Below are 26,182 nucleotides of genomic sequence, written 5' to 3'. Positions count from 1 at the left end.
CGGTCATTTATTAAATTATTGGCTCTTTTTACGTGCAAATTACGTATTTTCCTACTTATTTAAATGATTTCAATCGAAATAAGTGAACGTTGTTGAAAAATAAAAAAGCCTGCTATCTAAGCAGGCTCTGTACTTAATTAACCCTTAAGTGCTGATGGCGCAATGGCAATAATGGCCACCAATAAAATGACCACAATAATCCAAGTTAGTGGACGAATTTGTTTGCAGTCATTGACGATTCGATTGATTAATCTCATGCTATTCTTTACCTAATTTCTTTTTCTACTAATAATAGTCTAGCACATCCCCTCCGGCATCATGAATGCAAATCATCGGCCAATGTATAACGGACGGGACGGTTTTGCTGTCGAATCAGTAGCCCCTTCTCTTCGAGAAAGTGACAGATGCGCCGAACCTGCACTTCCGGAAAACGATAGTCCTTCTTCAATCGTGTCACAATCTTTTGTAGCTTCAGTCCTTGATTAAAGTCGTTTTCAAACATCTGAGACTGCAAAAGAAGGGATAAGATTCCCGCAACGAACTCTTCTTCACAATCCGATAAAGTCCAGTTTTGAAAATACGATTGCATTTTCATCATTAACTTTTTCCTTGCTTCCTCTAACTCCTGTTTCCGCTGTTTTAAATCTGTGATGACTCGTTCCTGACCTGACACAATAATCGCTAATAAGCCTTCAATAAACATGGTTAAATCAGCAAAATTTAATACATCGCCCGCTTCTTTAAATAGCGTGTAGTAACGGCTTCGTTCAAAGAAAATGGCGGAAGAAATCGCCATCCCCGTATACATATCGACTTGTTCGGATAGGTAAGCAGACAGTAAGTACCTGCCTATTCGACCGTTACCGTCCAAAAAGGGATGAACGTTTTCAAAAATAAAATGACTGACAATCCCCTTGATGACAGGAAAAGATTTATCCTCTTTCATATAATCAATCAATGAAGATAACCCCTGTTCAATCTCACCTTCTGAGCTGACTGGCACGTGCCGAACCTGTGTTGCGGAACCCACGTAGACTTCGCTGTTTCGAAAAAGTCGACCATCTGGTTGGCTTTCTTCTGGAATCTCACCCCGGAGCAACTCATCGTACAGTGTTCGATAATCCGTCGTCTCATGAATTGAAATTGGTCGACCCTCAATACTGTCTAGGTAGAGAAGAACCGTTGACAATAAACGTCGCCCCCTTTTGACTGGACCAGTCCCTTCTACCAATTCACTGGCAATCGTGTTCAATTCATAGCGGTTTGTTTTCACTCCCTCAATTTCATTTGACCGATAGATTTCTTCAACTAAGTTTTGTCGGATGTAGGTTTGTTGAGCAATCACCGGTAAATACTGGATTAACTCCTTGATTTCCAAGGAGTTATCCCCAAAATCAGTCAGTAGACTCTCCATTTTCTTTGTCAACGTATAAAAGAGTGGATAACGTTGGCTTTGATCATAACGGTTTCGATAGTTATTCAGGACTGGAAACATTTCCGTTCGATGGGCAGACCAAGACTGGTAACGTCTCTGATACTCTTGGTGAATTTCGTTATCGGACAACGTTCTTCCCCGGCCGTTATACTTCATCTTTAATAATGACTGATATTTTGCCATAGAATCTCCTTATTTCCATTTCCAGTACTCGTCTTTATACAAATAATAGCGATATTGTCATAAAGAGCCCACTTGCAAGATGGGTAATGGCAAAATCCGTCACTTTTTTAACATATCCATCCTTAACTTCAAAGATAAAACCTTTTTTCTACAAAATTTCACCAACAAAAAAGACGCTCCCTGACCGGAGCGTCTCTTACTAATCGCAATTTAATTCACACCATTCTTTTCGTCTGTTTTTTGAAGGTTGGGGTCGATGCTGACAATGAGCCAACGACCAGAACTAGCATCGTACTTCATCTTACTTTTTACTAGGTAAGTTTGCACAACGGAACCAGAGGTATGAACATCCCCACTTGGCAAGTAGTCCGATTCAACCACTACTTCGAAATTAGCATCAGCGGTTAACTTACCGGTTTGCTTATAGTCCTTAGCAGCGTAGTTTGAAAAGCCAACGGCATCCGGCGTACGGCCGTCAATTGCGACTTTCTTACCATCCTGAAGCAGCTTAATCATTGTCGTATAAGCCTTGTTCTTCTTTCCCTTTTCAAAAATCAACGACAATTCACTATTACTATTGTCTTTTGTATCACCATCAACGTGGGAATCCTCGTTCACCGCTTGTTCCATGTCCGAAACGGTTGAGGTAATATCACTGCCAGAAATATCGGTATCCACGTTATCAAGCTCATCCGAGCTATCTTTCGATGAGGAGGATGAATCGGAGTCGGAATCGGACGAAGAAGAGTCGCCACTCGTCCGGTCCTTATAAGAAGAGGACAAAACCACCTTGTAATCAGGGAAGATGACGAACTTCTGACCGACTTTCTTAAGAGTCAAATCGCTGTTCGAATCATCGAGTAGGGAGCGAATCTTACTCTTGCTGTAATCCGCATCCTTCAGGTCGTCCGCCAAGGTGCTGGCTTCCTTTGATGATAGGCTCTTATTCGAGCTAGCCCAGACCGCCACCTTCTTCAACTGATCACTGTCGCGGTCTTGTAAAGTCACCGTCGCCCGGTCCAGGGATTCACTGTAAGAATAGTAGTGAGCGCCATAGAAGTAGCCGGCAGCTAGCGACAAAATGATAATGATGAATACTAGCTTGCCCTTCTTTTTCTTGGCCTTCTTGACCTGCTGTCGAGCTGGCATCGCTGCCGATTGCTCCTGCACACCATCCGGCATGGCATCGTAGTTCACGATGGGCGTTGGAAAGCCCTGTTCCTTGGCCATCTTAAACTCATCAAATGATGGTTCGCGACCGTTTTCTTGTTTGAAGGCAGCACGCCATTCCTGTTGATTCATAAAAAGGTAACCCCGTAAAATTCATTTCTTTTAAAGATGCGAAGTGCGAATATCTTGTAAAAGCATAACACATGCTCCGGAAAAATGCTGACACCTGCTGACGATTTTTCTGGACCCGTTCGTTAGCATTCCCTGCGCCTTAATCATTTTTAGACACAAAAAAAGCCCGCGAATGCGAGCTTTTTGTAAAGAGATAATCCGTAGATTAACGCTTTGAGAACTGTGATGCCTTACGGGCCTTCTTAAGACCTGGCTTCTTACGTTCCTTCATACGAGCGTCACGAGTCAAAAGACCAGCTTGCTTCAATGCAGTACGGAAGTCAGGGTCAACAGTCAACAAGGCACGGGCGATACCGTGACGAGTTGCACCAGCTTGTCCTGAGAATCCACCACCGTTAACGTTAACAAGTACGTCGTAGTTACCCAACGTATCAGTAGCGTTAAATGGTTGCAAAACAACTTCACGCAAGTTAGGGAAAGGAATGTAGTCTTCGATAGACTTACCATTCATCGTAATTGCGCCAGTTCCGGGTACCAAACGTACACGGGCAACTGAGTTCTTACGACGACCGGTTCCACGATATTGAGCTGATTCAGTCATATTCTTGGTCTCCTTTCTTAAACTAACTTGTTGATGTCAAGCACTTCAGGCTTTTGTGCAGCATGGTTGTGATCTGCTCCAGCGTAAACGTGGAGGTTCAAACCTTGCTTGCGACCCAAAGTAGTCTTAGGCAACATACCCTTGATTGACAATTCCAACAACTTTTCAGAATCGTATTGACGGTAGTTACCAGCAGTACGTTCCTTCAAGCCACCTGGGTGGTTTGAGTGATGGTAGTAAATCTTGTCCGTTGCCTTCTTACCAGTAAACTTCACTTCTGAAGCGTTGATGATGATAACGTTATCACCCATGTCAACGTTTGGTGTGAAAGTTGGCTTGTTCTTACCACGCAAAATTGCAGCAACAACAGTTGACAAACGTCCTAATACGACGTCCTTTGCATCAATGATGTACCACTTCTTTTCGATTTCGCCTGGCTTTGCTAAAAATGTTGTACGCATAGCGCGCTCCTTTAATTAGTTGTTTACAATGTTCGAGCGTTCCTTCTCGAACGGTTACAATAAGTTTCCGGGGCTTATCGTGAGGTAAACAATACCGATGTTCAGTATATAAAATATAGGGGCCCCTGTCAATGAAAAAAGCAGTTTTTGCTGGGCTTTTTTACCATTTGTTAATATCTTTTAAGTTAAGACTTTTGGAATAGAATCGCAAACTTTTCTTCTATTATATGCACCCGTTTTTTAGGGGGTCCTATAAAAGTCAAAACCAGCAGCCGGACTTTTCCCTGCTACAAGGCTACTAAGGATTTTGGAATAAATTTGAAATATTTTCTAAATAGGGAGTACAATATCACTTTAGGAGAAAAATTATGATTAAAAATAAGGTATCATTCCGCCAGCTGCTTCTCCTTGTTCTGGCCGCCCTTACTCTGACCGTATGGGGGCTCAGTCAAAACAAACAGATTTCAGCAGCCAACAGCGATAACCAGTGGATTACAAGTGCCAGCTTAGAAGACACTTCAAATAACAACACACAGCCCTATGGGCCAACCGACAACATGAAGGTGACCTACGGATTCAAAATCCCTCAGGGAGCGATTACCGAAGGGAACCGTGACAGTTCCGTTGTACTGCCTGAGCAGTTCAACATTTTGTCCAACTTTACCTTTGAGATTAAGGATAAGGATGGCAAAGTCGTTGCAGAGGGAACAACCGATTCAGCCACTCGCCGCATCACCATTCACTACACGGATTTGGCCATTTCCATGAGTACGAAAAATTCAATCGAGGGTTCTTTCAACATTACACTCCATTGGAATTTGGACAAGGTCAACGTGAAGAAGAAGACCGTCATTGATTGGAACTTACCTGATAACGACGGTACAAAACCAAACAGTGACACTGTCATTGTGAACCCAGCTACCACGCCGGATTCTGATGAAAAGCTCAAGAAGTGGTCTTGGTACGATCCCCAAAACCCAACCTACCTGCACTGGTGTGTCCGTGTTAATTATTCACGCACGCACATTGATAATGCGGTTGTAAAGGATGTTTTGGCGGCAAACCAGAAGCTCATTGGAACCTTCAAGATTATCAAGGTCAAGTACCATGAAGATGGAACGAACTTTGATACCTTGGCAACCATTGATCCCGCCACTTTCGTGAAGGATAGCGACACGACTTTCCATGGTCGATTGGGTGATATCGATGACACTTACCTCATCTACTATGAATCACAGTTGACTGACGGTGGTGCACAAAAGGTTTACGGTAATACCGCGACTTTGACCGGTGACAATATCAAGACCGAATCACACTATGTGGATTCACCTAGCTACTCAGCTGGCGGTAATGCCGACTACCACGGTGGTGGCGATACACCAAGTACACCAGACGTGCCAAATACACCGGCTGTACCAAGCACACCAACACCGGCCACCCCTGCCACGCCGGAGAATTCGAACAATTCAAACGGCTCACAGGCACAGTCTGGTACTTCTTCAAACGCTAAAGCACAGCCCCTTCCTCAAACAGCCAAAACTGCTGCTTCCTGGTTATCAATTAGCTTGATTGCAGTCGTCGCTTCGTTTGGCCTCTACAAGATGTCAAATAAGAAGTAAAACAACTCGATAAAAAAATAAAAGGCGACAACTCACGAAAGTGACTTGTCCCTTTTTCTTTTACTCAAAAGTTTTAAAAATAAAAGAGAATTCCAGACATATTTCTCACAAAATTGAAACATTTTTAATATAAAGTGTTAGAATGGAACCGAAGGAGATGAGATGATGATTAAGAAATTAAATCGTCAACGCCTATTCTTCCTTATTTTGGCTGTCCTAACGATGGGTGCCATCGCATGTAGTCAAAATATCCAAGCATCCGCGAACGATAATCAATGGATTACGAGCGCCGAGCTAAAGGACTTGACTAATCCAAACGCAACAACAAATTATGATCAACACGATTCACTGCGTGTTGATTATACGTTCAAGATTCCAAAGGGCTCTTTGAGTGCTAGCAACAACAGCTTTGATGCTGTTCTACCAAGTCAGTTCTCAATGGCCAATGGTTTAACCTTTAATATCACGGACAGTAGTGGAGCCGTTGTGGGAACAGCGACAGCTGACCCATCAAACAACCACGTCCATGTTATCATGAAGGATAACGCCATTGCTGCTAATGCAAACGGTGACTACTCAGGTAACTTGTTTGTGGCCTGCAATTGGAATATGTCAGTTGTTCCAGTAAATACTCCAACAACGATTTACTGGAACCTTCCAGACAGTGACCACACAAAGCCTGGACAAATTATTGTAAATATTAACCCTGATAACGGACCTGGTAAAGATGAAAAGTTAGCCAAGTTTGGTTGGTATGACAAGGACGATCCAACCTTGGTTGACTGGACCGTTCGTGTCAACGTTGCCAAAGAACACATTGATAATGCCGTAGTAACCGATCAATTAGCTGCTAACCAAAAGCTTGAGAACACTGCAACTCATCCATTCGTTGCGCTTAAGGTTTCCTACTATGCCGATGGTAGTGATCGCTTCACTACCTTGGGCAATGTCAGCGACAAGATTGTGATGGATTCAGATACGAAGTTCCATCTTAACCTTGGTAACATTGACGATACCTACTTGATTTACTACTACAGTCGTTTAACTGACGGTGGTAAAACAAACGAAGAATACGGTAACAATATTCACGTAGATGGTACAAACAACTATCACCAAGACCTTACCGTTTGGACCGCTAAGTATGCTGGTGGTGGAAACGCCGGTGGTGGTGGTAACACACCTTCAAACAACAACGGTGGTGGAAACAACAATAACGGCGGAAACAACACACCAGCCAACAACAATGGTGGTAACACACCATCAAACAACAACGTTACACCAAGCGCTGATACACCAAAGAGTTCTAACTCAACTGATGGATCTAGCTCAAACAACACAGTAAAGCCTTCTACAAAGAAGAGCAACGCTGTCTTGCCTGCAACTGGTGCAACTGCTCGTCCAGTCTTGTTGACAGGTTTGGCTTTGACATTCGTTGCTGCAACAGGTGCCTTTGTACTAACCCGTAAGTACTAATCACTTGTTCAAGTAGCGCAAAGCTAAAAAAGAAGTAACTCTGAAAAAGAGTTGCTTCTTTTTTTGTTTGCTTTTATTTTGATAAAGAAAACCGACGCTGAAACAGCGCCGATTTATTGCGAGAACAAGTTTCCCCGTTATTCTCAGGAATCCTATGCTTACAACAAGACAAGTTTAGGAGTAGGGTCGGTTGTAAGAGAAATACATCATAACGATTCCCCAAACAGAAAGTACCAACTACTAAGTAACTCATCCCACAAAGTCGAACAGGTCTATAGCCGGAGTTGCTAATAACCCACTGGATCATCACGCCAATGCTCAATTAGCACTTTGAGAGAGTTTCAAGGAAGCGCCAAAGAATGCTCGACAATTACTCAGCGCTAGTGACCAATCCGTTTGGTGAGAGTAAAAGGTAATTTGTTCTCGCCTATTTATACCATGATTAGTGGTAATTGAGCAAGAAAATTATTTAAAATATTAAATATAATGGATATAATATACAATATTTAAATAAATGTATTGTATTAATTAGAGCCGGCTAATAGAATCAGAACTTGAAGGGCATCCAGCACAAAGTGCAAGTACATACTCGCGCGAATAGACTTTGCCAGCCAAAAAACTTGATTCAATATGAGTCGACTCACAAAGAGTGGTACAAAAATCCAAAAGGCCATCTGGTAGGCCGAAAAGTGTAGTAGCGCAAAACCAACAGCCACTATAAGACTGGCACCGTAAAAGGCTGCTTTCCCCCTACCAAATGCCTGATAAAGAACCAGCAGAATCGGTATCATGACCAGTTCCTCGTTGACGGCTGAGAAAAGAAAACGGCCGTTCACAAAGATTAACTGCCACAGGCTGTGTTGGCTATTAAAAAATTGATCAAAGCTATGGCCGAGCTCTTCTTGCTTTACGCCCAAAGAAAAGCTAAACAGTCGCCATAAAACGTCAAAAATATAATTGATTAAAAAGAAGAAAAAAACGAGCCAGCCGGATTCTTGCATCGGCTGAAAAATCCTTTTAATCGTCTTTTTATCATAAAAAGTACCAAGTAAAATGAGGCCAATGACGAAAGTATCCAAATGGCTAAATTGTCCAAACCAGTTTTGCTTTAAATCCAATGCCAAAACAACCAGTAGGATAATGATCACTGGGAAACGGTTTAGGTGCCGACTCTTAATGTTCATAAAAGCTCTCCTTCTTTAGTATTCGCTCCTTTCTTTATACCAGAATTCCATTGAATCGGCCAAGTCCTATTTGTAATCAAAATAAAAAGCGAGGCTAAAACCCCGCTTTTTTCTATTTATTTTATGCTTCAAAAGTCATCACTTCGTTCCCTGCGTAGGATGCCAAGCGAGCCGCATGAATCGTCAACTCAAGTAGCACTTCCTCTTCGGGGTGTGGATGGTTCTTATGGAAGACAGGGTTGGTAAAGAAATCCTTTACGTCGTCCCAGACTTTATCGGAAGGTTTCAACGTCGCACGGTTTGACTCGATGCGGGCCCCGTTCTCGTTCATGACCGTCATGATAGCCACCTTGTCGTTGGCCTTCAAGTCGGCCATCTTACCCGTATTAGGCTGACTCACTAGGTACCAGTGGTTGGGATGCTCAGGGTCCAAGCCAAAGCCCATGATACGTAGGCTGGGCTGGCCGTCCTTTTCAGTGGCAACGTAGAGCAGACCGCGTGCGGCCTGGGCGTACTCTTCAAATAAAGTCATAACACTCTCCTTTTAGATATCGCTACTTCCATTATAGTCAATGTGGTCCAAATATAAACCAGCAGCTGGTGCCGTGTACCGTGCTTTTTCACGGTCCTTAGCAGCAATCAGCCCTGGAATACAGTCAGGCTCCCGACGACCGGTCCCAATTTCGAGGAGGACGCCGACCATGATGCGAATCTGATTGTATAGGAAAGCGTTCCCCTCAAAGGTGAAGACCAGTTCATGCTCGTCTTCTTTAACCTGCACTTCCGCCCTAGTAATGGTCCGGACGTTTGTGGCCGTTTGATTTCCTGATGCTGCAAAAGTCGTGAAGTCCTGCTCGCCAATTAGGTCCGGCAGTGCCTGTTCGATACGGGCGGCATCCAACTTCCAATGGAAGTGGCCAGTATAACGACGCTTGAAGGGATCGACATAGTCCTGGGTCGAAACCCGGTAGTAGTAGCGCTTATTGTGGGAGGAGAAGCGGGCGTGAAAGTCATCGTCCACCTGACGGACCTCGTGAATCAGGATGTCACGGGGCAGAATGGTGTTGAGCCCCTTACGAACCCCTTCACCCGGAATGTCATAGGGCAAGTCAAAGTGAATAACCTGACCGTTGGCATGAACACCGGTGTCGGTGCGGGAAGCACCGACGACTTTGATTCGTTCGGCTGGATTCTTCCCCATCTGGTTGACGGCTTTGATGAGTTCCCCTTGCACCGTTCGGTGGCGCTCAACGCCGTTTTTCGATTGAACTTGAAAGCCCAGAAAGTCCGAGCCATCGTAGGCAACAACTGCACGGTAACGTGGCATGGCGTTGCCTCCTTTCTAAGATGATTGGAAGTAAAAAGGCTGACTGAGAGCGCCAGCCTTTTTCTTATTTAATGAATGATAGTGCGAGGAAGCCGACAGCGAAGACGGCGATGGCGATGAAGGCCAGGACGTCGTCTCGTCCATAGGAGAGCTCACGATAACGGGTACGCCCTTCGGCGGACTCGAAGCCCCGGACTTCCATGGCGTTGGCCAGGTCTAGTGCTCGCTGGAGGGCCCCCACGAAGAGTGGCACCAGCAGTGGAATCACGGCCTTAGCACGCTTGATTAGAGAGCCAGTTGACAGGGACATCCCCCGCGACTTTTGCGCCTTCATAATCTTGTCGGTCTCGCCCATCAACAATGGGACGAAACGCAGTGCGATGGAGAGCATCAGGGCTAGTTCAGCGACCGGCACTTTGATGGCCTTTAACGGCTTCAACAAGGATTCGATGGCTGAGGCAATCGCCGTTGGTGGCGTCGTAATCGTCAGAATGGTCGACATCAAAACGATGAGGACGAAGCGAACGATGACGTAGAAGGCGTTAATCAAGCCCGGTTGGGTCACTTTGATGGCCCCCCATTGGAAGAGCACCGGTGTACCGCCCGAGAAGAGTAACTGCAGGACAACCGTAAAGAGAATCAGCCAGAGGATTGGCTTAATTCCCCGCCAGTAAAGCCCTAACCCCTGCTTGGTGAGAATCAGAGCTGCCAGTAGGAAGATGGCCGCCCAGAGGTAGGTTGGCCAGCTATTGGCAAAGACCAGCAGAAAGACGTAGACAATGGTCATTAAAATCTTGGTACGGGGGTCCATCCGGTAGAGAATACCAGAGCCCGGTACAAATTGACCAATAACGAGGTTATTCATGCTGAGAACCTCCTGTCTGCTTTTGAACAGTTGACTGGTCGGCCAGTGCGGCCGGATCCAATTGACCAGCCAATTGCTCGGCCAAATTATCCACCGTCTTGGCTAGGTGTTCAAAGGTAAAGCCCTGCTTTTCCATCTGCTTTTGGAAGGCGATGGTTTCCGGCAGGTCCAAATGCTGGTCGGCAAACCAGGCCTGTGGGCGGGCGAAGAGTTCTTCGACCGGCTCATGGGCAGCCACCTGACCGTCCTTCATGACCACGACCTGGTCGGCTAGTGCGAGCACCTGCTCCATCTGGTGGGAAATCAGGACAATGGTCTTGCCCTCGTCTCGCAAAGTCTTCAAGAGGTCGAGTAGTTCGGCCTGTCCCTGTGGGTCAAGTCCGGCCGCTGGTTCGTCAAAGACCATGGTCTGAGGATTCATGGCGAGCACACCGGCTAGGGCGACACGGCGCATCTGCCCCCCGGACAGGTTGAAGGGCGACTGCTCAAACAGGCTCGCGTCAAATCCGACTTTGGCAAGGGCCTCTTCGGCCGCTTGCTTGGCTTCTTCTTCAGTCGCACCAAAGTTCTTAGGTCCGTACATCACGTCTTCTAAGACCGTTGGGGCAAAGAGTTGGGATTCAGGGAACTGGAAGACCATCCCCACTTCCGCACGGATGGGCGTCAGCGCCTTTTCCTTGGTCTTGCTAGTCACAACGTGGTCGCCAATGTGGACCTCGCCGGCTGTTGGCTTCAACAGGACGTTTAGCTGCTGAACCAGTGTGGACTTACCAGAACCAGTCTGACCGATGATGGCCGTAATCTCCCCTTCCGGAAAGTTTAAATTAATGTTTTTCAGCACGGGAACCGTTTGCTTCCCGGCCCCGTAGGCAAAGTCTAAGCCTTCAATGTTGATAACCATGTGGCTAGCTCCTGCTTTGTTCGATAGGTTGCGGGTGTAACGCCCAGGGCCGACTGTAAGGCCATGGCGAAGGGCTGGGCCAGTCCCAGCTCTTCAAGTTGTTTTCCCTTTAAAAAGAGTGTTTCCGGTTGCTCATCAAAAACAAGCTGCCCGTCGTTAATCACGGCGACACGGTCAGCCAAAGCCGCCTCTTCCATGTCATGGGTAATCATGATGAGGGTCAGCTGATCTTGATAACGGGCCTTCAGTTCCTTGAGCGTGGCCATGACCGCCTGCTTTCCCTCTGGGTCCAGCATGGCTGTTGCCTCGTCTAAGATGATGACACGGGGCTTTAAGGCCAGGATGGAGGCCAGGGCTACTCGCTGCTTCTGGCCACCAGAAAGAGTGTGCGGCTCGCGTTCAGCGTAGGCTTCCATGCCAACCTGCTGCAGCGCTGCCTCAATCTTAGCGGGCATCTCCTTGGATGGCACCTGTCGGTTCTCGAGTCCAAAAGCGACGTCGTCAGCGACCGTTGCCCCCACGAACTGGTTGTCGGGGTTCTGGAAAACCATCCCCACTTGAGCGCGGATGCTTGCCAGCGTGTCTTCCGAGAGCCGTTGGCCAAAGACATCGATTTCACCCTTGTCAAAGTCGAGTAGGCCGAGAACCAGCTTTGAAAGCGTGGACTTACCGGATCCATTATGACCAACGATTGCCAGCCACTCCCCCTCTTGAACGGAGAAGTTAAAATCCTTGAAAAGCTCACCCTGTTCGGGGTAACCATAATTTAAATTTTTGATTGTAATTGCGTCTGTCATTAACTGCTATTTTACCATATTGCTGGGATTGAGACGACTAGACTAGAGCCTTAGGGTTACAGATGGGCGGATTGTGCTAGCTGGGATATCGGCCAGCAGGTAGGTCGGTAGAGAAAAAGCACGGTGGTTGGTCAACCAGACAACTACTCTCAGGGTAAGAAAAAAGACCCGCGCAATGGCCGGGCCCTTTTTAATTCTTTAAATCTTGATGGCGCTTTTTCAAGGCCGCATTAATTGCTGCCACCTGTTTCTCCTGGTTCAAGCGGATGATACCCCAGATAATGGCATAGGACAGCAAGAAGTAGAACCAGAGCAGAGGATTATTCATGTTGGTGTGGAAGCAGTTAGTTAACTGACCGGTGACCCAGAAGAGGACAGACGTTCCCAGCAAGTGAATGATGAATTCAGTCAGAAAAGTCAGCCGGTCGCTATCAAAGATTAATGACAGTAGACCAATTAGGACCGACATGGTCAGCACTGCCAGCATATCTTCAAGTGGTAGGTAGACCCCGTCCAAGTGATACGCTGCCGCATTCATCATCAAGATAATGAGATAGGAAGCCGAACCAAATCCCAGCCCGGCTATCATGTGTTGCAAAATCTTTTTCATCGTCATGCTCCTAGACCCCCAGATGCTCAATTAGTTTCTTCACGTAGCGGCGGCTGACCATGGTTTCGTTACCCTGGCTCAACTTAGCCAACATCGAACCTGAAAAGGAATTCTCCAGGCGGTCGAGATGGTTAATATTGACGGCCGCGTGCTTGGATACCTGAACAAAGTTGGTATTCTTGATTCTCTCTAAGACTTTGCTAAGGCGGCCCTTGGTGACCATTAACTCCTGCTTGGTATAAATCAGAAGATCATTTTCTGAGACATCGATATAGATAATGTCCTTAATCTTAATCAGCTGAATCCCCTCCTCCGTTTTGAAGGAGAGCACCTCCGGACTGCTTTTTTCCAACTCGGATAGCGCGTTAATCACCCGGGCGACCTGCTGGTTCTTTTCAGCGGCGGCAACGGTCACTTCCACTTCGCCATCTGGCATTTCTTTTGTAATGAATTCGACTTTCAAGACTTCTAAAACCTAACTTAGGCGTAACGCCCCTTCTTTAAACTTTGGATGCTGAGAATGCCAGCCGAAACAATCAGGACGGCGATGACGATCAGGTAGCTCTGGCCCTGGGTCAGAAGGCCTGACCACTCTATTTTAACACCCATCGACCGTTCGAACTGAGTCAGTTGCGTTGAGGCATGGGCGAAGACGTCATTGAGCTTTGGCGTCATCAGTGTTTGCCGGTAGAGGGAGGCGATGTAGGTGCCGGGTGTTAACTTCATCAGTAGCTGGGCAAAGTCGGGCAGGGTTCCAATTGGCACGTAGGTGCCAACAAGAAATCCGGAAGCCGTTCCGACGAGTGAAGCCAGTTTACCTAGTGAATCCACCGAATGAATGAAGTTGACGATGATGGCGTTGATAGCTGTTGATAATAGGGCAGAAAGTGCCATGATGAGAATGAGCTCGGGCAGCACTTGAATTTGGAAGGCCAGTGAGTCCGTGACCGCGAAATAGGCTACCATCACCACGTAGACAATGGCTTGCATGATGAAAGCGATAAAGGCTGCCGCGATCAAGTAGGAAGACCGAACGGCTAATGGCCCAATGTCCGTTAATCGAAGGTCCAAATCAATCTTTTGTTCCTCGTCTTTTACCATCTGAGACAAAGCAGTCAAAGATGTCGTGATAGCGGTAATGGTTAAGGTACCGGCAATCAACCAGTTGTCTAATAACTGAAAGGCGTCTGGGATTGCTGACCAAGAGCTCTTAATTGTCTGCTTCAAGAAGACCAGATAGAGCACAAAGGAGATCAGCGCGCCAAAGAGCGAGAAGAAGACCCCCGACCTGTTGCGGAAGTATAACATGAGGTTTCGTTTTACGAGTGAAAACATTAGCGCATCTCCTTTCCTGTCAGTGCGACAAAGGCGTCGTCCATCGTTCCCGGACGGTATTCAAAGTTCTCGATTGCTTGGCTGTTTTGATTCAGCAGCTTGAGGACGGCCGGAGTCGCGAGGCCGGCTATTTGTAGCGAACCGTCGGAGAGAGTATTACAGTTGATCTGTTCCTGTTTTAGGGTTGCTTGAAGTTTAGCTAACTCGGCTGACTTCTTAGGCCAGATGATTAGCTGGTTCTCTGCGTACTTGTCTTTGATATCAATGGCGGAACCGGAGGCAATCAACTGTCCGTGGTCGACGACAAAGACTTTATCGGCGTGGTCGGCCTCGTCCAGGTAATGGGTCGTTAGGACGATGGTAAGCCCTTGCTTCTTTTGCAGGTTATGCAAGAGCGTCCAAATAGCATTACGGGTCTGAATATCCAAACCGGTCGTTGGCTCATCTAAAAAAAGCACATCCGGCTGATTCAAGAGCGCACGGGCAATGTCGACACGGCGCTTTTGTCCACCGGAAAGGGAGCCGTACTTCTGATTTTGGAAGTTACTCAAGCCGAGTTCTTGGATTAACTGAGGAATCCGAGAGGCAGCAACGTGTCGGTACTGCTTAGCCCGGATTTCCAGGTTCTCTTTTACCGTTAGGTTAGCATCAAGCACTGACTCTTGGAAGACAAGACCAATCTTGGTATGGGGTGCATAGATAACCTGACCAGATGAGGGCTTCTTCAACCCGGTTAACATCCGCATTGTGGTGGACTTACCCGCACCGTTTGGCCCAAGCAAGGCGACAAGAGAACCCTTATCAATTTCAATATTTAAGTTTTTAACTGCCTGGTAATCACCGTATTGCTGGCAGAGGTTTTTGGTTTGAATTAACATATGTATTGCTCCTTTACATTCACTAGTATAGGAGCCTTTGACTTTTTAAAAGTCGATTTAACGCTAAGCGGTAAAATGACTGCACTAAGCGGTAAAAAAGAGCAAAAGAAAAACCCCTGACCGGATGGTCAGAGGTTTTTGGTTACTAGAAATTAGTCAACTAACTCCAAGATAACCATTTGTGCAGCGTCTCCACGACGTTGAACAGTCTTCATGATACGCGTGTATCCACCATTGCGTTCTGCAAAGCGTGGTGCGATATCTTCAAACAACTTTTGCAAAGCAGTTTGGATGCGGATGTTGTCGCCATCTTCCTTGACGTCAGCAACTTCGTTGCGAACGTAGGCAGCAGCCTTACGACGAGCAGCCAAATCACCCTTCTTACCAAGCGTGATCATTTGGTCAGCTGTCTTGCGGATTTCCTTAGCGCGGGCTTCAGTGGTCTGAATCCGGCCGTTAATCAACAAGTCAGTAGTCAAATCACGCATCATTGCCTTACGTTGTGATGAAGTACGGCCTAACTTACGGTATGACATCGGTTAATCCTCCTTTTTTCTAAACTTTTGATGAATTAATCTTCTTGACGGAAGCCCATGCCCATCTCAGTTAACTTTTCTTGAATTTCGTCTAATGACTTACGGCCCAAGTTACGAACCTTCATCATGTCGGCTTCTGAACGGTCGGTCAACTCTTCAATAGTGTTGATACCGGCGCGCTTCAAGCAGTTGTATGAGCGAACTGACAAGTCCAAGTCTTCGATAGGAGCGGCATCAGCAGCTGCGTTAACAGGAGCTTCAGCTTCAACCATCACCTTGGTTTCTTGTGCTACTGGGGAAATATCCGTGAACAAGTTCAGGTGTTCTGTTAGAATCTTTGAACCAAGACTCAAAGCGTCAGATGGCTTAATTGAACCGTTAGTCCAAACTTCCATCGTCAACTTATCAAAGTCATCACGAGAACCAACACGCTTTTGTTCAACGTGGTAGTTTACTCGCTCAATTGGCGTGTAAATTGAATCAACCGTTAAAACACCGATTGGCATTTCATCACGTAATTGCTTGTTTTCTTCAGCTGAAGCATAACCGCGACCCTTTACTACCGTAACAGTCATGTGCAATGACTTACCGGCAGCCAAGGTTGCAATATGCAAATCAGGGTTCAACACTTCGATGTCAGCTGAACCGACGAAGTCGGCAGCAGTAACATCCTTTGGTCCTTGAACATCAATTTCCAAAGTGTGCTCTTCAGCAGAATCCGTAGCAAAAACAACTTTCTTCAAGTTCAAAATCAACTGTGTAACGTCTTCTGCAACACCATCAACGGTGGAGAATTCGTGAACAACACCGTCAATTTGAACTGTGTTGATTGCTACGCCAGGAAGCGATGACAGCAAGACACGACGTAGGGAATTTCCCAAAGTCGTCCCATAGCCACGCTCAAGAGGTTCTACGATAAACTTACCGTAGTTGGCATCCTCTTCGATGTTATGAATATCTGGCTTTTCAAATTCAATCATCTGTTAACTCTAACCCCCCTCTTTTCAAAGCAAAGCGCAATGAAAATCAATTAAACACGACGACGCTTTGGTGGGCGTGATCCGTTATGGGGAACTGGGGTAACATCCTTGATTGACGTTACTTCAAGACCAGCTGCGGCCAATGCACGAATTGCTGATTCACGACCTGAACCAGGGCCCTTAACCGTAACAGCAACGGTACGCATGTTAACGTCCAATGCTGACTTTGCGGCTGCTTCCGCTGCCATTTGGGCTGCGAAAGGTGTTGACTTACGGGATCCCTTGAATCCAAGGGCACCAGCTGATGACCAGGCAACAGCGTTACCTTGTGCATCGGTAATCATGACGATTGTGTTGTTGAAAGTTGCGTGGATATGTGCCACACCAGATTCAACGTTCTTCTTGACACGACGCTTGCGTGTAGTACGAACTGCCATAATATGCCTCCTTCTTTTTCTTATAATTTCTCGGATGAGCGAAACTCATCAACATTACACAACTTTGGTTGTGATAATCATTTCTCACGAAAGTGAGGCTCTTTTAAAAAATGGCTTAAGCCGCTTTTTTAGTAAAGAGATGGTAAGAAAAATTACTTCTTCTTACCTGCAATTGCCGTAGCTGGGCCTTTGCGTGTACGGGCGTTGTTCTTCGTGTGTTGTCCACGAACAGGCAATCCCTTACGATGACGAATACCACGGTATGAGGCGATTTCTTGCAATCCCTTGATGTCAAGAGAAATCTTACGACGCAAGTCACCTTCCAACTGCAAGTTCAATGAAGCGATTGCTTCACGGATCTTGTCTTCGTCATCAACTGACAAATCGCGAACACGGATGTCTTCTGACACACCGGCCGTCTTCAAGATCTTTTGTGCAGTGTTTGCACCGATTCCGTAGATGTATGTTAAGCCAATGACAATTCGCTTGTCACGTGGCAAATCGATACCTTCAATACGAGCCATAACAATTTACCTCCTTTTGATATTTTGAAAGAACTTTTAAGTTCATTTTCAAGCATTAATTAATGTTTGGTAAGTTTTACTTACCTGCGCGTTGCTTGTGCTTAGCGTTAGCTGGGCAAATAACCATTGTCCGGCCGTTACGCTTGATTACGCGACAAGATTCACACATCTTTTTTACTGATGGACGTACCTTCATAATCTATTCCTCCTATTCGGTTAACTGATTATAGACCGCTCCGAATTAACGGAAACGGTAAGTAATACGACCCTTTGTCAAGTCGTAGGGTGACATTTCAACTGTGACGCGGTCACCAGGCAAGATACGAATGTAGTTCTTACGAATCTTACCGGAAACATGCGCCAAGATTACCGCCCCGTTTTCAAGTTCGACTTGAAACATTGCGTTTGGCATCGTCTCTTTGACTTTGCCTTCAATTTCAATGACATCGTTGGCCACGCAGATTACCTCCTATGTAACCATACTTCAACATAATTGATAAGTGCTTAACCTATCAAATTATACCAGAATTATCAATAGCTGACAAGAAAGCCTTAGTTCAAGCCATCCAAGACAGTCTTAACGTTTGAATAGATTGTATCCAAATCGCCTTCACCGTCAATGGTATGCAAGACATTGTGCTTCTCATAGTAGTCAACCAATGGTAAGTTTGCTTTCTTGTTGACTTCCAAGCGATGTGCGATAACATCTTTCGTGTCATCAGCACGTCCACGACCCAAGAGTCGTTGAACCAATACATCGTCTGAAACCTTGAAGTACAAAGTAGCGGAAACCGCTTCTTCATGCTCAGCAAGGAATTGATCCAAGAACTTCGCTTGTTCTTCGTTTCGGGGATACCCGTCCAGCATAAAGCCGTTCTTCACAACGTCAGGTTGAGTCAAACGATCAGCAACCATGGCGTTTGTGATTTCATCGGGTACCAAGTTTCCAGCGTCCATGAAAGCACGGGCCTTTTCGCCCAACGCTGTCTTATCACGGAGGTTAGCGCGGAAGATGTCACCGGTTGAGATGTGAACCATCGGATAATCGGCAACAATCTTTTCTGCTTGTGTTCCCTTACCTGCACCAGGCAGGCCCAAAAGAATTAAGTTTTTTGTCATGATGAGACTCCTTTTTCAAACTAGTGGATGAATCCAACGTAGTTCTTCTTTTGTAGCAAACCATCGATTTGACGAAGCAAATCAAGGGTAACTCCAATCGTGATTAGCAAGGAGGTTCCTCCAAGACCAATCTTTTCGTTCAATCCCCATACATCGGAGGCAATCAATGGTACCAAGGCAACAAAGCCAAGGTACAAAGAACCTACGAAGGACAAACGAAGCAAAAGCTTCGTAATGAACTTCTGTGTTTCGATACCAGGTCGAACAGACACGATGTATGCTCCCTGCTTTTGTAAGTTCTCAGAAAGCTTTTCTGGGTTAACTTGAACAAAGGCGTAGAAGTAAGTAAAGAGAATAATCATAACCGTGTAGAAGATAGCTCCGGTTGTCGTCTGCATTGAGAAGACTTCCTTCAATACCTTAAACCACTGATCATTGGCGTACTTACTCTGGAAGGCAAATAAAATTGTTTGTGGTGTTGAAATCAATGATGAAGCGAAGATAACTGGAATAACACCAGAAACGTTCAACTTCAATGGTAGATATGCCTCTGATCCATAGGATGCAGCGGAACGTGTGTATTGAATTTGCAACTTACGAGATGCTTCGTAGAACCAAGTCGTAATCCCGATAACGAGAATAATTGCCAAAATCAAAACAGTAACGAAAATCCAACCATTCAACGTCTGTGACTTTGAAGCCTGCAAAACGTTTTCATTAAAGATTTCCTTAAATGAACTAGGAGCCTGAGAAATAATTCCAGAGAAGATGATCATGGAAACACCGTTTCCCAATCCCTTTTCAGTAATCATTTCACCGAGCCACATGGCAAAGAAAGTACCCATTGTCATGACCGACCCAATCAATAAGAAGGAGGTCACGTTATTGGTCTGCTGGACCAAGCCATAGGCGGCTAAGGAGTTGAAACCTGCTGTAATACCAACAGATTGCAAAAAGGCAAAGATAATGGTCAAATAACGGGTTGCTTGATTAAGCTTCCGTCGACCAACTTCACCTTGTTTACTCCATTCGACAAAACGTGGCACGATATCTAATTGCAGCAACTGCACAACAATTTGCGCAGTAACATAGGGTGAAACTCCCATCGCAAAGAGGGAGAAGTTCAACAATCCCCCACCCGAGAAGATATTTAAGATGTTCAAAAGGCCAGAGTTAGCAACTGACTGCAAAGCAGCAGCGTTAACACCTGGCACCGTGATATGCGTTCCAATTCGGTAAACGAAGATTAGGAACACAGTCCAGAGCAACTTTTTGCGAATATCTTTTTGTCGGATGGCATTAAATAACGTGCGAAACATTAAATCACCTCGGTCTTACCACCAGCTTGTTCGATTGCCTTTACAGCAGATGCAGAGAACTTGTTAGCCTTAACAGTCAACTTCTTATCAAGTTGTCCGTTACCCAAGATCTTAACACCATCTTTTTGGTTCTTAACGAGACCAGATTCAATCAACAAAGCTGGAGTAACTTCAGTACCGTTATCGAAGTTGTTCAACTTTTCCAAGTTAACAACAGCGAATTCCTTACGTGAGATGTTAGTAAATCCACGCTTTGGAATACGACGGTACAAAGGCATCTGTCCACCTTCGAAGCCAAGACGTGTCTTACCACGAGCCTTTTGACCCTTTTGACCACGACCAGCAGTCTTACCATTTCCAGATGATGTACCACGACCAACACGGTTGCGTACAAAGCGTGAGCCTGCAGCAGGTTGTAATTCGTTCAAATCCATGGTTTGGTCCCTCCTTTTTTATTTTTTTTACTTTACTTCTTCAACAGAAACTAGGTGAGCAATATGGAAAATTGCACCACGTGTTGCTGCGTTATCAGGCTTCACCACTGAGCTTGACACACGGTTAAGTCCAAGTGACTTAACAATGGCACGTTGCTTAGGCAAGCGATGAGCCGCACTCTTAATCAAAGTGATCTTCAAATCAGCCATGTTATCGCTCCTTATTCAGCCAAGTGTTCCAATGAAACACCACGTAACTTTGCAACGTCGTTAGCATCCTTCAACTTTGACAAACCATCAAAAGTTGCACGGACAACGTTAACTGGAGTTGATGAGCCAAGTGACTTAGCAGTCACATCAGCGATTCCAGCCAATTCCATTACGGAACGAGTAGAACCACCGGCGGCAACCCCGGCACCTTCTTCAGCTGGCTTGATCAAGATCTTACCACCTGCGTGTTCTCCAAGAACATCGTGAGGAATAGTCGTACCAACCATTGGGACTGTGATCAAGTTGCGCTTTGCATCTTCGACAGCCTTACGGATAGCTTCTGGCACTTCTTGTGCCTTACCAGTTCCGAAACCAACGTGTCCTTGCTTGTCACCAACGACAACCAAAGCACCGAAACGCAAACGACGTCCACCCTTAACAACCTTGGTAACACGGTTAATTGCGACAACGTTTTCTTCTAATTCACCTAATTCTTTAGGGTTTACGAATTCAACCATTTGTTTATTCCTCCTTTCCTTAGAACTTCAAGCCGTTTTCACGAGCTGAGTCGGCCAAAGCCTTCACACGTCCGTGATATACGTAACCACCACGATCGAAGACAACTTCTTCGATGTTAGCAGCCTTAGCGTTCTTGGCGATCAATTCACCAACCTTAACGGCTTGTTCAACCTTAGTACCGGTAACATCGGCAGATTGTGATGAGGCACTTGCTAGCGTTACACCCGCTACGTCATCAATCAATTGAGCGTAGATGTTTACATTAGAACGGAAAACGTTCAAACGTGGGCGAGCAGCAGTACCAGAGACCTTTCCGCGGACGCGCTTGTGGCGACGTGCACGGAGCTTGTTCTTATCTGGTTTTGAAATCATAGCTGTGCTTTCCTTTTCTAGGTGACCTTAGTCACCTTTTCAAAATAATTATTAATTAATACGGTTAAAACGAATAAGTGAGCCTTAAGCTTACTTACCAGTCTTACCTTCCTTACGCTTAACAACTTCGCCTTCATAGCGAATTCCCTTACCCTTATATGGTTCAGGAGGGCGTACGGCGCGAACTTCGGCTGCAAAGTCACCAACGGCTTGCTTAGAAATTCCAGAGATCTTGATAGTCAAAGCATCAGGTACTTCAACAGTCAAACCTTCGCGGTCTTCAAAGTCAACTGGGTGTGAATATCCAACTGACAAGTTCAATACTGAACCCTTCTTAGCGGCACGGTAACCAACACCGACCATCTTCAAAGTCTTTGAGAAACCTTCTGTAACTCCTTCAATCATGTTGAGGAAGTTAGCAGTGGTTGTACCGTGCAAAGCACGGTGCTTCTTGTCTTCGGCTGCACGAGTGAAACGAACTTCAGTTCCGTCCATGTGCATCGTGATTTCAGGGTTGATGTTGTATGACAACTCTCCCTTAGGTCCCTTAACCGTGACGTGTTGTCCGTCCTGCTTAACTTCAACGCCAGCAGGAATCGTAACTACTTTATTACCAATACGGCTCATGGTAAGTCTCCTTTCTTAGATATATTACCAAACGTAAGCCAGCACTTCGCCACCAACTTGGTTAGCGCGTGCGACTTTGTCAGTTACAACACCCATTGATGTTGAAACGATCGCGATACCAAGGCCATTCAAAACCTTTGGCATTTCTTCGGCCTTGGCGTACTTACGCAAACCTGGCTTAGAAACACGCTTGATACCAGTGATAACACGCTGTTGATCTTCCCCGTACTTCAAGAATACGTTGATAACACCTTGCTTGTTGTCTTCAACGAATTCGTAGTCGCGGATGAAACCTTCTTGCTTCAAGATCTCAGCCATGCTCTTCTTCATTTTTGATGCTGGAATTGAAACGGAAGCGTGACGCGCCAAGTTGGCGTTACGAATACGAGTCAAAAAATCAGCAATTGGATCAGTCATAGACATCTATCGATATCCTCCTTATATATTTTGAACGTAGCAACAATTGTTACGCTCTTAAGTCAAGCAGACCGAAGTCTACCGGACTTAAGAACGTGCCACCCGAATGAGTGGCCGTCCTTAAATCGTTGTCTTACTTAGCAAATGGCATGCCAAGTTGAGCCAACAATTCGTGACCTTCTTCATCAGTTTGTGCAGTCGTTACAATAACGATGTCCAAACCGCGAACCTTGTTCACCTTGTCAAAGTCGATTTCTGGGAAAATCAACTGTTCACGGATACCCAACGTGTAGTTTCCGCGACCGTCAAAGGCCTTACCAGAAACACCGTGGAAGTCACGAACACGTGGCAAAGAGATGTTAATCAACTTGTCCAAGAATTCGTACATACGTTCTCCGCGCAAAGTAACCTTCGCACCGATTGCCATACCTTCACGCAAACGGAATCCGGCGATTGACTTCTTTGCTCGCGTAATCACTGGTTGTTGTCCAGCGATTTGCTTCAATTCTTCAACCGCTTCATCGAGGTTCTTTGAGTTTGACACAGCATCACCAACACCCATGTTCAAAACGATCTTTTCGATCTTAGGTGCTTGCATTGATGATGTGAAGTTAAACTTCTTGATTAAAGCAGGTTGAACTTCATTAACATATTTTACTTTTAATTCATTTGCCATGATAATGATTTCTACCTTTCAAATGGTTAGCTTAATTAGCCTAGCTTGTTGCCAGACTTCTTGGCAAAACGTACCTTCTTGCCGTCTTCAAACTTGAATCCAACCTTAGTTGGTTCGTTAGTTGAAGGGTCAAGTACTTGCACGTTTGATGCATGGATAGGTGCTTCAGTATCGATAACACCACCCTGTGGATATTCGTTAGAAGGCTTTTGATGCTTCTTAACGAGGTTTACGCCTTCGACAACGACACGGTTCTTGGCAGCAACAGTCTTTGTAACTGTTCCTTCCTTACCCTTGTCCTTACCAGCAATGACGCGAACCTTATCACCTGTTTTTACAAACATGATTGGCTCCTCCTTGTCAGTATTAGAGCACTTCTGGTGCCAATGAAACGATACGCGTGTAGTTGTTGTCACGCAATTCACGTGCAACAGGGCCAAAGATACGCGTACCAACTGGTGACTTGTCATCCTTTACGATAACAGCAGCGTTTTCATCGAAGTTGATGTATGAACCGTCAGTACGACGTACGTCAGAAACAGTTCGTACGATGACAGCCTTAACGACGTCACCCTTCTTTACTGTACCACCAGGGATAGCTTGCTTAACAGTAGCAACAATCATGTCACCGATGCCAGCAACCTTACGGCCAGAACCACCGAGCACTTTAATCGTCAAGATTTCACGTGCGCCAGAGTTATCAGCCACTTTCAAACGACTCTCTTGTTGAATCATGGTTCATCCTCCTTGTTAGCAATAATTTACGACGATTGGTTAATCCTAAGATTAAAGGATAACGGCCTCTTCAATGACCTTAACCAAACGGAAGTGCTTCGTTGCAGACAAAGGACGAGTTTCCATGATTTGGACGATGTCACCTTGCTTGGCAACATTCTTTTCATCATGGGCCTTGAACTTCTTCGTATAGCGAACTCGCTTACCATAAACTGGGTGGTTGACGTATGTGTCAACAGCAACAGTAATTGTCTTTTCCATCTTGTCGGAAACGACACGGCCACGGTAGACCTTACGAGCGTTACGTTCTTCACTCATTTTTCAGCTTCTTCCTTTCGTCTTATTTGTTGGCTTCTGCCAACTGTTGTGCACGAATGACAGTCTTCACACGTGCAATGTCCTTACGAACTTTTGAAATACGGGCCGTGTTTTCTAATTGACCAGTAGCCAATTGGAAACGAAGGTTGAACAATTCTTCCTTGAATTCGGCTTCGCGCTTTTGCAAATCCGCAAGTGACAAAGCCTTTAATTCGTTTGCTTTAGTCATTATTCAGCCTCCCGAGCAATAATCTTCGTACGTACAGGCAACTTGTGTGAGGCAAGACGCAATGCTTCAACAGCAACTGGCTTATCAACGCCACCTACTTCGAACATTACCTTACCACGCTTAACTGGGGCAACCCATCCTTCAGGTGCACCCTTACCGTTACCCATTCGAACACCAACACCCTTAGATGTATATGACTTGTGTGGGAAAATCTTGATCCAGACCTTACCACCACGCTTCATATAACGGGTCATTGCAATACGGGCAGCTTCGATTTGCCGGTTAGTGATCCAGCTTGAAGTTGTTGCTTGCAAGCCGTAGTCACCGAAGGCAACCGTCTTTCCACCCTTTGCTTCACCACGCATGTGGCCACGGTGTACACGACGGAATTTAACACGCTTTGGTACTAACATGTTTGCTTCCCTCCTTACTTGTTCTTCTTCTTTGGCAACACATCACCGCGGTAGATCCAAGTCTTGATACCCAAGTTACCGTAAGCAGTAGCTGCTTCGTCCCATGAGTAATCAATGTCGGCACGGAGTGTGTGGAGTGGAACAGTTCCTTCAGTGTACTGTTCGATACGTGACATATCTGCCCCGTTCAAACGACCTGAAACAACAATCTTGATACCCTTAGCACCGGCACGGCGGGCGCGTTGAATAGCACCACGCATTGCACGACGGAAGGCAACACGACGTTCCAAATCACCTGCAACTTGTAGACCCACAAGGTGAGCTGACAAGTCAGGCTTCTTGATTTCAACGATGTTGATGAATACGCGCTTGTGACGGCCACGTGCATCGACATCAGTCAACTTAGCTAATTGAGTACGTAGCTTTTCAACTTCTGAACCACCCTTACCAATTACCATTCCTGGCTTGGCAGTGTGCAAAGTCAAATCGATACGTGACTTCGTTGAACGTTCAATTTCAACACGGTCAACTGAAGCATCCGTCAAGTTTTCTTCGATGTACTTACGAATACGCAAGTCTTCGAGAAGTTGGTTTGAGAAGTCTGCCTTGTTAGCAAACCACTTTGCATCCCAATCACGGATGACGCCGACACGGAAGCCAGTAGGGTTAATCTTTTGACCCATTACTTTTCCTCCTTCTCAGCTACCACAATAGTAATGTGGCTTGTGCGCTTGTTAATTGCAGAAGCAGATCCCTTCGCACGTGGACGGAAACGCTTAAGCGTAGGTCCTTCGTTTGCGAATGCTTCCTTAACAATCAAATCTTCACGGTCAAGTGAAAAGTTGTTTTCTGCGTTTGCAACTGCTGAGTTCAATACCTTGTAAATATCTTCAGTTGAAGTATTTGGCAAGAACTTTAGGATTGCAAAGGCTTCGTTTACATTCTTACGACGAATCGTATCAAGAACTAAGCGCGCCTTACGAGGGGCAACGCGAACGATCTTGGCAGTCGCCCGAGCTGATGTTACTTGTTCAGCCATTTTGCATTTCCTCCTTACTTAGTCTTCTTATCGTCTACTTTGTGTCCACGGAAAGTACGTGTTGGAACGAATTCGCCCAACTTGTGACCAACCATGTCATCTTGAACATAAACAGGAACGTGCTTACGTCCATCATAAACTGCGATTGTGTACCCGATAAAACTTGGGAAAATCGTTGAACGACGTGACCATGTCTTGATCACTGACTTCTTTTCTTGGTCCGCTTGGGCCTCGATCTTCTTAAGCAAGTGTGGGTCCGCAAATGGTCCCTTTTTCAAACTACGAGCCATTAGTTATCTCCTTTCCC

General features: G+C 45.7%; 39 protein-coding genes. 2 read left to right on the top strand and 37 right to left on the bottom strand.

What is annotated here, in order from left to right; all coding sequences use genetic code 11:
- Positions 1-316 precede the first annotated feature (316 nt).
- From BMZ93_RS04325 to rplM, 4 genes are all read right to left on the bottom strand, one after another.
- Positions 317-1,618: a Fic family protein gene (locus BMZ93_RS04325; RefSeq protein WP_091502542.1), complete on the bottom strand. Its 1,302-nt coding sequence runs from the start codon at positions 1,616-1,618 to the stop codon at positions 317-319.
- Between the two features lie 210 nt (positions 1,619-1,828).
- On the bottom strand, positions 1,829-2,920 hold the full coding sequence (locus tag BMZ93_RS04320) for a zinc ribbon domain-containing protein (protein WP_091502541.1): 1,092 nt from the start codon (positions 2,918-2,920) through the stop codon (positions 1,829-1,831).
- A 205-nt stretch (positions 2,921-3,125) separates the two neighbouring features.
- Positions 3,126-3,521 (bottom strand): 30S ribosomal protein S9, encoded by a 396-nt coding sequence (rpsI, locus tag BMZ93_RS04315; protein WP_091502539.1) that lies wholly within the window; start codon positions 3,519-3,521, stop codon positions 3,126-3,128.
- A 17-nt stretch (positions 3,522-3,538) separates the two neighbouring features.
- On the bottom strand, positions 3,539-3,982 hold the full coding sequence (gene rplM / locus BMZ93_RS04310) for a 50S ribosomal protein L13 (protein WP_091502537.1): 444 nt from the start codon (positions 3,980-3,982) through the stop codon (positions 3,539-3,541).
- Between the two features lie 368 nt (positions 3,983-4,350).
- Here rplM and BMZ93_RS04305 point away from each other — a divergent pair, with 368 nt between their 5' ends.
- Both BMZ93_RS04305 and BMZ93_RS04300 read left to right on the top strand, forming a co-directional pair.
- A complete protein-coding gene (locus BMZ93_RS04305; protein ID WP_091502536.1) occupies positions 4,351-5,601 on the top strand; it encodes a collagen binding domain-containing protein in 1,251 nt (416 codons plus the stop codon).
- Between the two features lie 162 nt (positions 5,602-5,763).
- Complete coding sequence (locus BMZ93_RS04300) at positions 5,764-7,074, top strand: LPXTG cell wall anchor domain-containing protein (RefSeq protein ID WP_091502534.1); 1,311 nt, start codon at positions 5,764-5,766, stop codon at positions 7,072-7,074.
- Between the two features lie 524 nt (positions 7,075-7,598).
- Here BMZ93_RS04300 and BMZ93_RS04295 read toward each other — a convergent pair.
- The 33 genes from BMZ93_RS04295 to rpsS all read right to left on the bottom strand — a co-directional run bounded on the left by BMZ93_RS04295 (position 7,599) and on the right by rpsS (position 26,165).
- On the bottom strand, positions 7,599-8,258 hold the full coding sequence (locus tag BMZ93_RS04295; protein WP_091502532.1) for a CPBP family glutamic-type intramembrane protease: 660 nt from the start codon (positions 8,256-8,258) through the stop codon (positions 7,599-7,601).
- Between the two features lie 121 nt (positions 8,259-8,379).
- Positions 8,380-8,790 (bottom strand): pyridoxamine 5'-phosphate oxidase family protein, encoded by a 411-nt coding sequence (locus BMZ93_RS04290; protein ID WP_091502530.1) that lies wholly within the window; start codon positions 8,788-8,790, stop codon positions 8,380-8,382.
- 12 nt (positions 8,791-8,802) lie between these two features.
- On the bottom strand, positions 8,803-9,585 hold the full coding sequence (gene truA, locus BMZ93_RS04285; RefSeq protein ID WP_091502528.1) for a tRNA pseudouridine(38-40) synthase TruA: 783 nt from the start codon (positions 9,583-9,585) through the stop codon (positions 8,803-8,805).
- Positions 9,586-9,649: 64 nt separating this feature from the next.
- Positions 9,650-10,450 carry an energy-coupling factor transporter transmembrane component T family protein gene (locus tag BMZ93_RS04280; RefSeq protein WP_091502526.1) on the bottom strand — a complete coding sequence of 267 codons (801 nt, stop codon included), beginning with the start codon at positions 10,448-10,450 and terminating at the stop codon, positions 9,650-9,652.
- Entirely contained in the window at positions 10,443-11,351 is a 909-nt protein-coding gene (locus BMZ93_RS04275) for an energy-coupling factor transporter ATPase (RefSeq protein ID WP_091502524.1), read from the bottom strand. The genes BMZ93_RS04280 and BMZ93_RS04275 overlap by 8 nt, the downstream gene beginning before the upstream one ends.
- Positions 11,327-12,148 carry an energy-coupling factor transporter ATPase gene (locus BMZ93_RS04270; protein WP_091502522.1) on the bottom strand — a complete coding sequence of 274 codons (822 nt, stop codon included), beginning with the start codon at positions 12,146-12,148 and terminating at the stop codon, positions 11,327-11,329. The genes BMZ93_RS04275 and BMZ93_RS04270 overlap by 25 nt, the downstream gene beginning before the upstream one ends.
- A 190-nt stretch (positions 12,149-12,338) precedes the next feature.
- Positions 12,339-12,758, bottom strand: coding sequence for a DUF3021 domain-containing protein (locus tag BMZ93_RS04265; protein WP_159427786.1), 420 nt, complete (start codon positions 12,756-12,758; stop codon positions 12,339-12,341).
- 10 nt (positions 12,759-12,768) lie between these two features.
- Positions 12,769-13,221 carry a LytTR family DNA-binding domain-containing protein gene (locus BMZ93_RS04260; RefSeq protein ID WP_091502518.1) on the bottom strand — a complete coding sequence of 151 codons (453 nt, stop codon included), beginning with the start codon at positions 13,219-13,221 and terminating at the stop codon, positions 12,769-12,771.
- Positions 13,222-13,238: 17 nt separating this feature from the next.
- Positions 13,239-14,093: an ABC transporter permease gene (locus BMZ93_RS04255; protein ID WP_091502516.1), complete on the bottom strand. Its 855-nt coding sequence runs from the start codon at positions 14,091-14,093 to the stop codon at positions 13,239-13,241.
- Complete coding sequence (locus tag BMZ93_RS04250; protein ID WP_091502515.1) at positions 14,093-14,971, bottom strand: ABC transporter ATP-binding protein; 879 nt, start codon at positions 14,969-14,971, stop codon at positions 14,093-14,095. Before BMZ93_RS04250 ends, BMZ93_RS04255 begins: the two co-directional genes overlap by 1 nt.
- Before the next feature lie 152 nt (positions 14,972-15,123).
- The gene (gene rplQ / locus BMZ93_RS04245; protein ID WP_091502513.1) at positions 15,124-15,507 is read right to left on the bottom strand and encodes a 50S ribosomal protein L17; all 384 of its coding nucleotides are present in this window, start codon (positions 15,505-15,507) and stop codon (positions 15,124-15,126) included.
- 35 nt (positions 15,508-15,542) lie between these two features.
- Positions 15,543-16,487, bottom strand: coding sequence for a DNA-directed RNA polymerase subunit alpha (locus BMZ93_RS04240; RefSeq protein ID WP_091502511.1), 945 nt, complete (start codon positions 16,485-16,487; stop codon positions 15,543-15,545).
- A 50-nt stretch (positions 16,488-16,537) separates the two neighbouring features.
- The gene (gene rpsK / locus BMZ93_RS04235; protein WP_091502509.1) at positions 16,538-16,924 is read right to left on the bottom strand and encodes a 30S ribosomal protein S11; all 387 of its coding nucleotides are present in this window, start codon (positions 16,922-16,924) and stop codon (positions 16,538-16,540) included.
- 152 nt (positions 16,925-17,076) lie between these two features.
- Positions 17,077-17,448, bottom strand: a complete 372-nt coding sequence (gene rpsM, locus BMZ93_RS04230; protein ID WP_091502507.1) for a 30S ribosomal protein S13 — start codon at positions 17,446-17,448, stop codon at positions 17,077-17,079.
- A gap of 76 nt (positions 17,449-17,524) precedes the next feature.
- A complete protein-coding gene (gene rpmJ / locus BMZ93_RS04225; RefSeq protein ID WP_010691209.1) occupies positions 17,525-17,644 on the bottom strand; it encodes a 50S ribosomal protein L36 in 120 nt (39 codons plus the stop codon).
- A gap of 45 nt (positions 17,645-17,689) precedes the next feature.
- Positions 17,690-17,905, bottom strand: coding sequence for a translation initiation factor IF-1 (gene infA / locus BMZ93_RS04220; protein ID WP_010691205.1), 216 nt, complete (start codon positions 17,903-17,905; stop codon positions 17,690-17,692).
- A gap of 95 nt (positions 17,906-18,000) precedes the next feature.
- Complete coding sequence (locus BMZ93_RS04215; RefSeq protein WP_091502505.1) at positions 18,001-18,567, bottom strand: adenylate kinase; 567 nt, start codon at positions 18,565-18,567, stop codon at positions 18,001-18,003.
- 20 nt (positions 18,568-18,587) lie between these two features.
- Positions 18,588-19,886 (bottom strand): preprotein translocase subunit SecY, encoded by a 1,299-nt coding sequence (gene secY, locus BMZ93_RS04210; protein WP_091502503.1) that lies wholly within the window; start codon positions 19,884-19,886, stop codon positions 18,588-18,590.
- The gene (gene rplO / locus BMZ93_RS04205; RefSeq protein WP_091502500.1) at positions 19,886-20,320 is read right to left on the bottom strand and encodes a 50S ribosomal protein L15; all 435 of its coding nucleotides are present in this window, start codon (positions 20,318-20,320) and stop codon (positions 19,886-19,888) included. Before rplO ends, secY begins: the two co-directional genes overlap by 1 nt.
- Before the next feature lie 27 nt (positions 20,321-20,347).
- Complete coding sequence (gene rpmD / locus BMZ93_RS04200; protein ID WP_091502498.1) at positions 20,348-20,530, bottom strand: 50S ribosomal protein L30; 183 nt, start codon at positions 20,528-20,530, stop codon at positions 20,348-20,350.
- Positions 20,531-20,541: 11 nt separating this feature from the next.
- Positions 20,542-21,048 (bottom strand): 30S ribosomal protein S5, encoded by a 507-nt coding sequence (gene rpsE / locus BMZ93_RS04195; protein ID WP_091502497.1) that lies wholly within the window; start codon positions 21,046-21,048, stop codon positions 20,542-20,544.
- Between the two features lie 19 nt (positions 21,049-21,067).
- A complete protein-coding gene (gene rplR, locus BMZ93_RS04190; RefSeq protein WP_010691198.1) occupies positions 21,068-21,421 on the bottom strand; it encodes a 50S ribosomal protein L18 in 354 nt (117 codons plus the stop codon).
- Positions 21,422-21,511: 90 nt separating this feature from the next.
- Entirely contained in the window at positions 21,512-22,048 is a 537-nt protein-coding gene (gene rplF, locus BMZ93_RS04185; RefSeq protein WP_091502495.1) for a 50S ribosomal protein L6, read from the bottom strand.
- 24 nt (positions 22,049-22,072) lie between these two features.
- A complete protein-coding gene (rpsH, locus tag BMZ93_RS04180) occupies positions 22,073-22,471 on the bottom strand; it encodes a 30S ribosomal protein S8 (RefSeq protein WP_091502493.1) in 399 nt (132 codons plus the stop codon).
- 127 nt (positions 22,472-22,598) lie between these two features.
- Positions 22,599-23,141: a 50S ribosomal protein L5 gene (rplE, locus tag BMZ93_RS04175; protein WP_091502491.1), complete on the bottom strand. Its 543-nt coding sequence runs from the start codon at positions 23,139-23,141 to the stop codon at positions 22,599-22,601.
- A gap of 35 nt (positions 23,142-23,176) precedes the next feature.
- Positions 23,177-23,485 (bottom strand): 50S ribosomal protein L24, encoded by a 309-nt coding sequence (rplX, locus tag BMZ93_RS04170; protein ID WP_091502489.1) that lies wholly within the window; start codon positions 23,483-23,485, stop codon positions 23,177-23,179.
- A gap of 22 nt (positions 23,486-23,507) precedes the next feature.
- Positions 23,508-23,876, bottom strand: coding sequence for a 50S ribosomal protein L14 (gene rplN / locus BMZ93_RS04165; RefSeq protein WP_010691192.1), 369 nt, complete (start codon positions 23,874-23,876; stop codon positions 23,508-23,510).
- Between the two features lie 51 nt (positions 23,877-23,927).
- Positions 23,928-24,194, bottom strand: coding sequence for a 30S ribosomal protein S17 (rpsQ, locus tag BMZ93_RS04160; RefSeq protein WP_010691191.1), 267 nt, complete (start codon positions 24,192-24,194; stop codon positions 23,928-23,930).
- A gap of 22 nt (positions 24,195-24,216) precedes the next feature.
- Positions 24,217-24,423, bottom strand: a complete 207-nt coding sequence (rpmC, locus tag BMZ93_RS04155) for a 50S ribosomal protein L29 (RefSeq protein WP_047975019.1) — start codon at positions 24,421-24,423, stop codon at positions 24,217-24,219.
- On the bottom strand, positions 24,423-24,836 hold the full coding sequence (gene rplP, locus BMZ93_RS04150; RefSeq protein ID WP_091502487.1) for a 50S ribosomal protein L16: 414 nt from the start codon (positions 24,834-24,836) through the stop codon (positions 24,423-24,425). Before rplP ends, rpmC begins: the two co-directional genes overlap by 1 nt.
- 14 nt (positions 24,837-24,850) lie before the next feature.
- Positions 24,851-25,519: a 30S ribosomal protein S3 gene (rpsC, locus tag BMZ93_RS04145; RefSeq protein ID WP_091502485.1), complete on the bottom strand. Its 669-nt coding sequence runs from the start codon at positions 25,517-25,519 to the stop codon at positions 24,851-24,853.
- A complete protein-coding gene (gene rplV, locus BMZ93_RS04140; RefSeq protein ID WP_010691186.1) occupies positions 25,519-25,875 on the bottom strand; it encodes a 50S ribosomal protein L22 in 357 nt (118 codons plus the stop codon). Before rplV ends, rpsC begins: the two co-directional genes overlap by 1 nt.
- Before the next feature lie 14 nt (positions 25,876-25,889).
- Positions 25,890-26,165 carry a 30S ribosomal protein S19 gene (gene rpsS / locus BMZ93_RS04135; RefSeq protein ID WP_091502482.1) on the bottom strand — a complete coding sequence of 92 codons (276 nt, stop codon included), beginning with the start codon at positions 26,163-26,165 and terminating at the stop codon, positions 25,890-25,892.
- Positions 26,166-26,182 lie beyond the last annotated feature (17 nt).

The organism is Fructobacillus durionis, from assembly GCF_900112405.1.
Lineage (GTDB): Bacteria > Bacillota > Bacilli > Lactobacillales > Lactobacillaceae > Fructobacillus > Fructobacillus durionis.
Note: the sequence above shows the minus strand (reverse complement) of the source record. Positions and strands in the feature narration are given on the sequence as shown.

Coding starts and splice junctions, on each gene's coding strand:
- rpsQ (WP_010691191.1), bottom strand. CDS start 24,194: ATGAGTGAAGAACGTAACGCTCGTAAGGTCTACCGTGGCCGTGTCGTT.
- rpmD (WP_091502498.1), bottom strand. CDS start 20,530: ATGGCTGATTTGAAGATCACTTTGATTAAGAGTGCGGCTCATCGCTTG.
- BMZ93_RS04270 (WP_091502522.1), bottom strand. CDS start 12,148: ATGACAGACGCAATTACAATCAAAAATTTAAATTATGGTTACCCCGAA.
- BMZ93_RS04305 (WP_091502536.1), top strand. CDS start 4,351: ATGATTAAAAATAAGGTATCATTCCGCCAGCTGCTTCTCCTTGTTCTG.
- BMZ93_RS04300 (WP_091502534.1), top strand. CDS start 5,764: ATGATGATTAAGAAATTAAATCGTCAACGCCTATTCTTCCTTATTTTG.
- BMZ93_RS04250 (WP_091502515.1), bottom strand. CDS start 14,971: ATGTTAATTCAAACCAAAAACCTCTGCCAGCAATACGGTGATTACCAG.
- BMZ93_RS04240 (WP_091502511.1), bottom strand. CDS start 16,487: ATGATTGAATTTGAAAAGCCAGATATTCATAACATCGAAGAGGATGCC.
- rplF (WP_091502495.1), bottom strand. CDS start 22,048: ATGAGCCGTATTGGTAATAAAGTAGTTACGATTCCTGCTGGCGTTGAA.
- rpsM (WP_091502507.1), bottom strand. CDS start 17,448: ATGGCTCGTATTGAAGGTATCGATTTGCCACGTGACAAGCGAATTGTC.
- BMZ93_RS04280 (WP_091502526.1), bottom strand. CDS start 10,450: ATGAATAACCTCGTTATTGGTCAATTTGTACCGGGCTCTGGTATTCTC.
- rplP (WP_091502487.1), bottom strand. CDS start 24,836: ATGTTAGTACCAAAGCGTGTTAAATTCCGTCGTGTACACCGTGGCCAC.
- BMZ93_RS04320 (WP_091502541.1), bottom strand. CDS start 2,920: ATGAATCAACAGGAATGGCGTGCTGCCTTCAAACAAGAAAACGGTCGC.
- BMZ93_RS04255 (WP_091502516.1), bottom strand. CDS start 14,093: ATGTTTTCACTCGTAAAACGAAACCTCATGTTATACTTCCGCAACAGG.
- rpsC (WP_091502485.1), bottom strand. CDS start 25,519: ATGGGTCAAAAGATTAACCCTACTGGCTTCCGTGTCGGCGTCATCCGT.
- rpsK (WP_091502509.1), bottom strand. CDS start 16,924: ATGGCAGTTCGTACTACACGCAAGCGTCGTGTCAAGAAGAACGTTGAA.
- rpmC (WP_047975019.1), bottom strand. CDS start 24,423: ATGACTAAAGCAAACGAATTAAAGGCTTTGTCACTTGCGGATTTGCAA.
- secY (WP_091502503.1), bottom strand. CDS start 19,886: ATGTTTCGCACGTTATTTAATGCCATCCGACAAAAAGATATTCGCAAA.
- rplQ (WP_091502513.1), bottom strand. CDS start 15,507: ATGTCATACCGTAAGTTAGGCCGTACTTCATCACAACGTAAGGCAATG.
- rpsS (WP_091502482.1), bottom strand. CDS start 26,165: ATGGCTCGTAGTTTGAAAAAGGGACCATTTGCGGACCCACACTTGCTT.
- rplX (WP_091502489.1), bottom strand. CDS start 23,485: ATGTTTGTAAAAACAGGTGATAAGGTTCGCGTCATTGCTGGTAAGGAC.
- rplV (WP_010691186.1), bottom strand. CDS start 25,875: ATGGCTGAACAAGTAACATCAGCTCGGGCGACTGCCAAGATCGTTCGC.
- rplO (WP_091502500.1), bottom strand. CDS start 20,320: ATGGATTTGAACGAATTACAACCTGCTGCAGGCTCACGCTTTGTACGC.
- rpsH (WP_091502493.1), bottom strand. CDS start 22,471: ATGTCTATGACTGATCCAATTGCTGATTTTTTGACTCGTATTCGTAAC.
- rpsE (WP_091502497.1), bottom strand. CDS start 21,048: ATGGTTGAATTCGTAAACCCTAAAGAATTAGGTGAATTAGAAGAAAAC.
- rpsI (WP_091502539.1), bottom strand. CDS start 3,521: ATGACTGAATCAGCTCAATATCGTGGAACCGGTCGTCGTAAGAACTCA.
- rpmJ (WP_010691209.1), bottom strand. CDS start 17,644: ATGAAGGTACGTCCATCAGTAAAAAAGATGTGTGAATCTTGTCGCGTA.
- rplR (WP_010691198.1), bottom strand. CDS start 21,421: ATGATTTCAAAACCAGATAAGAACAAGCTCCGTGCACGTCGCCACAAG.
- truA (WP_091502528.1), bottom strand. CDS start 9,585: ATGCCACGTTACCGTGCAGTTGTTGCCTACGATGGCTCGGACTTTCTG.
- BMZ93_RS04265 (WP_159427786.1), bottom strand. CDS start 12,758: ATGAAAAAGATTTTGCAACACATGATAGCCGGGCTGGGATTTGGTTCG.
- rplM (WP_091502537.1), bottom strand. CDS start 3,982: ATGCGTACAACATTTTTAGCAAAGCCAGGCGAAATCGAAAAGAAGTGG.
- BMZ93_RS04290 (WP_091502530.1), bottom strand. CDS start 8,790: ATGACTTTATTTGAAGAGTACGCCCAGGCCGCACGCGGTCTGCTCTAC.
- BMZ93_RS04295 (WP_091502532.1), bottom strand. CDS start 8,258: ATGAACATTAAGAGTCGGCACCTAAACCGTTTCCCAGTGATCATTATC.
- rplN (WP_010691192.1), bottom strand. CDS start 23,876: ATGATTCAACAAGAGAGTCGTTTGAAAGTGGCTGATAACTCTGGCGCA.
- BMZ93_RS04275 (WP_091502524.1), bottom strand. CDS start 11,351: ATGGTTATCAACATTGAAGGCTTAGACTTTGCCTACGGGGCCGGGAAG.
- rplE (WP_091502491.1), bottom strand. CDS start 23,141: ATGGCAAATGAATTAAAAGTAAAATATGTTAATGAAGTTCAACCTGCT.
- BMZ93_RS04325 (WP_091502542.1), bottom strand. CDS start 1,618: ATGGCAAAATATCAGTCATTATTAAAGATGAAGTATAACGGCCGGGGA.
- BMZ93_RS04215 (WP_091502505.1), bottom strand. CDS start 18,567: ATGACAAAAAACTTAATTCTTTTGGGCCTGCCTGGTGCAGGTAAGGGA.